This is a genomic window from Streptomyces sp. NPDC006687 (assembly GCF_040636215.1).
Taxonomy (GTDB): domain Bacteria; phylum Actinomycetota; class Actinomycetes; order Streptomycetales; family Streptomycetaceae; genus Streptomyces.
Genome location: NZ_JBEYJJ010000033.1, coordinates 1 through 3,232 on the forward strand (window position 1 = coordinate 1; position 3,232 = coordinate 3,232).

The 3,232-nt window shown below is 73.1% G+C and carries 4 protein-coding genes; 1 reads left to right on the forward strand and 3 read right to left on the reverse strand.

Annotation, left to right across the window (positions count from 1 at the left end; all coding sequences use genetic code 11):
- Window positions 1-367: 367 nt before the first annotated feature.
- Window positions 368-1,375: a stage II sporulation protein M gene (locus ABZ716_RS24595; RefSeq protein ID WP_358961744.1), complete on the reverse strand. Its 1,008-nt coding sequence runs from the start codon at window positions 1,373-1,375 to the stop codon at window positions 368-370.
- A 113-nt stretch (window positions 1,376-1,488) separates the two neighbouring features.
- On the opposite strand from ABZ716_RS24595, the gene ABZ716_RS24600 reads away from it, so the two are divergent.
- Window positions 1,489-2,391, forward strand: a complete 903-nt coding sequence (locus ABZ716_RS24600; protein ID WP_358961746.1) for an RDD family protein — start codon at window positions 1,489-1,491, stop codon at window positions 2,389-2,391.
- Here the strand turns inward: ABZ716_RS24600 and ABZ716_RS24605 are convergent.
- Complete coding sequence (locus ABZ716_RS24605) at window positions 2,388-3,032, reverse strand: hypothetical protein (protein WP_358814816.1); 645 nt, start codon at window positions 3,030-3,032, stop codon at window positions 2,388-2,390. The genes ABZ716_RS24600 and ABZ716_RS24605 overlap by 4 nt on opposite strands.
- A gap of 106 nt (window positions 3,033-3,138) precedes the next feature.
- On the reverse strand, window positions 3,139-3,232 hold a 94-nt coding region (locus ABZ716_RS24610), incomplete at its 5' end, for an adenosylhomocysteinase (RefSeq protein ID WP_351857368.1).

Below are 3,232 nucleotides of genomic sequence, written 5' to 3' on the forward strand. Positions count from 1 at the left end.
TTCCTTTGTACTGACCCTCTCGGGCTTTCCTCCGGGCTTTCGTTCTGTTCCGAGTCTATCAGATCCTTTCGGGCCCGATTTCCTCGGTGCTTTCCGGGTTCTGCGCTTTCGCGCTTTCCCTTTCCGGCGGTTCCGACTCTATCAGAAGTTTTCCACCGGATTTCCCGGCTTCGGATTCTGGTTCAGAGCTGGATGTGCCCCACGGAATTCAATTCCTTGGATTCTTGGGGGCGGAGAAGATGTTAAACCATCGCTGCCGAACTTGTCCAGTTCGAGGCAACCGTTCGAATCTACCTCCACGCTGCGGATGTGTCAACACCCTTGGCGACGACGAGGAGACTAGCAGCTGAACAGCCGTGTCCGCACATCACGCCGCCGTGGGCAGGGACGCCGTCCGGTCGGCCTCCTCCACGTCGCCCACCTCGCCGGCGCGCGACGCGTGGCGGCCCAGGACGAAGACGTACGCGAGGAACGCGGCCTCGGCGGCGACGCCGATGGAGATGCGGGCCCAGGTCGGGAGGCCGGACGGGGTCACGAAGCCCTCGATCAGGCCCGAGACGAACAGGACCGCCGCCAGGCCGAGGGCCATGCCGAGGGCGGCGCGGCCCTGTTCCGCCAGGGCGGTGCGGCGGGTGCGGGGGCCCGGGTCGATGACCGTCCAGCCCAGGCGCAGGCCGGTGCCGGCGGCGACGAAGACCGCCGTCAGTTCGAGGAGGCCGTGCGGGAGGATCAGGCCCAGGAAGACGTCGAGGCGGCCCGCCGAGGCCATCAGGCCCAGGCCCACCCCGAGGTTGGCCATGTTCAGGAAGAGGATCCAGAGCACCGGGAGACCGAGGAAGGCCCCCAGGACCAGGCAGACCGCGGCTGCCTGCGCGTTGTTCGTCCAGACCTTCGCCGCGAAGGAGGCCGCGGGATGGCTGGAGTAGTACGTCTCGTACTCGCCGCCGGGGCGGGTCAGCTCCTTGAGGTGTTCGGGGGCGGCGACGGCTCCCTGGACCTCGGGGTGGGTGGCTATCCACCAGCCGATGAGTATCCCGAGGGCCGTGGAGAGCAGGGCCGTGGGTATCCACCAGCGGCGGCTGCGGTAGACGGCGGCCGGGAAGCCCGCGGTGAAGAAGCGGGCGGCGTCGCGCCAGCTCGCCCGGCGGGTGCCGGTGACGGTGGAGCGGGCGCGGGCCACGAGCTGGGTGAGGCGGCCGGTGAGCAGCGGGTCGGGGGCGCTCGACTGGATCAGGGAGAGGTGGGTGGCGGTGCGCTGGTAGAGGGCGACGAGTTCGTCGGCCTCCGCTCCGGTGAGCTTGCGGCCGCGGCCGAGGAGCTGTTCCAGGCGGGCCCATTGCGCCTGGTGGGCGGCTACGAAGACGTCGAGGTCCATCCGGTTGTCGCTCCCCTGCCCCTGGCTCCGCCCGATACGGCTGCTGCTCCTGCGGCCAGCTTGGCAGACTGGGGCTCGACAGGGGCGGGTCAGGTCGGTGAAGGGTGCATCCGGTGAGCGGTCTGGTGACGGGGGACGCGGTCGTCCTCGGACTGCGGCCCGCGCGGCTGCCGAGCCGGGCGCTGGCGGCGCTGCTCGACCTGGCCGTGTACTTCACCGCGTACGTGCTGGTGTTCTTCGTGCTGCTCCTGGCGACCGCCGGGCTGGACGAGGCCGCGCAGGCGGCGGTGGCGGTGGCGAGCCTGCTCCTGGTGCTGGTCGGGGTGCCGATCGCGGTGGAGACGCTGAGCCACGGGCGTTCGCTCGGGAAGCTGGCGTGCGGGCTGCGGGTGGTGCGGGAGGACGGCGGGCCGATCCGGTTCCGGCATGCGCTGGTGCGCGGGGCGATGGGGGCCGTGGAGCTGCTGCTGACCTTCGGGGCGGTGGCGTGCGTCGCGTCGCTGGTGTCGGAGCGGGGGCGGCGCGTCGGGGACGTGTTCGCGGGGACGCTCGTGGTCCGGGAGCGGGTGCCGGGGGCCCGGGTGATGCCCGTACCCCCGCCGCCGCCGTGGCTGGCGGGGCGGTTCTCGGGGCTGGACCTGTCGGCGGTGCCGGACGGGCTGTGGCTGGCGATCCGGCAGTACCTGACGCGGATGGGCCAGCTGGACCCGCAGACGGGTGCGGCGATGGCGGCGCGGCTCGCGGACGACGTGGTGGCCCGGACGGGGGCGCCGGCTCCGGCCGGGGTGCCGGCGGCCGCGTTCCTGATGGCCGTGGTGCACGAGCGGCAGTCCCGGGACGCCGCCCGGGCCTTCGTCGGCGGTGCCGTGCCGGGATCGGGGGCCGTGCCGACGGTGCCGTCCGCGCCGGTTCCGCCGGTGGTGGCGCCCGTCCAGCCCGTACAGCCTGTGCCGCCCGTGCAGCCGCCGGCGCCCGAGACCGGGCCGCGTGCGACCGGGTTCGCGCCGCCCGCCTAGTCCTCGAACGCGTCGGTGGGGTCGGCGTCCGTGAAGGTGGACGGCGGGGACTCCAGGTGTTCCAGTTCGATGCCGGGGGCGGAGAGCACCACGTCACCGGCGATGTGGACGGTGTGGACCTCGCCCGTGTCGAGGGCCGTGACCTGGTATTCGTCCACGACGAGCGGGCCGCTGTCGGTCGGGTGCTCGGCGCTGGAGCGCAGGGCCCATGCCTGCTCGACGGTGCGGGGCGCGAGGACCGGGTCGGTGAGGGCGAGGAGGCGGATCCGGGTCGCGGGGGCGCCGGGGGTCAGGCGCAGCAGGCGGGCCGTCGCGATGAGGAAGGCCGGGGAGGTGCCGGTGAAGCCGGGGGCGGCGATGTTGCCCTCGGTGGCCTCGGTGCCGGACGGGTCGGTGCGGACCCAGGTCACCCCGTCGATGGCGGCTCCGCGGACCTGCCAGCTGGAGGCGTGGACCTCCAGGCGGATGGGCCGGCCGAGGGTGTCGACGGCCAGGTCGACGGAGCCGCGGTGGCCGCCGCCGGGGGCGGTGGTCTGGGAGACGTAGCGCCAGCCCGAGGGGCCGGGGGCGCAGTGGAAGTGCTCCTCGCCGAGGGGGGTGTGGTCGTGGGGGTCGTGGAGCGAGTAGCGGCCGCGGGGCATGGGGCGTGGTCCTTGGCTGGCATACGACGGGATACGGGGCAGGCCCCCGGCACGGGTGCCGGGGGCCTGCTTCAGTGTGCGCGGTCCGCGGGGACCGGCAGCGGCATCAGTAGCGGTAGTGGTCGGGCTTGTACGGGCCCTCGACCTTGACGCCGATGTACGCGGCCTGCTCCGGGCGCAGGGTGGTGAGCTTGACGCCG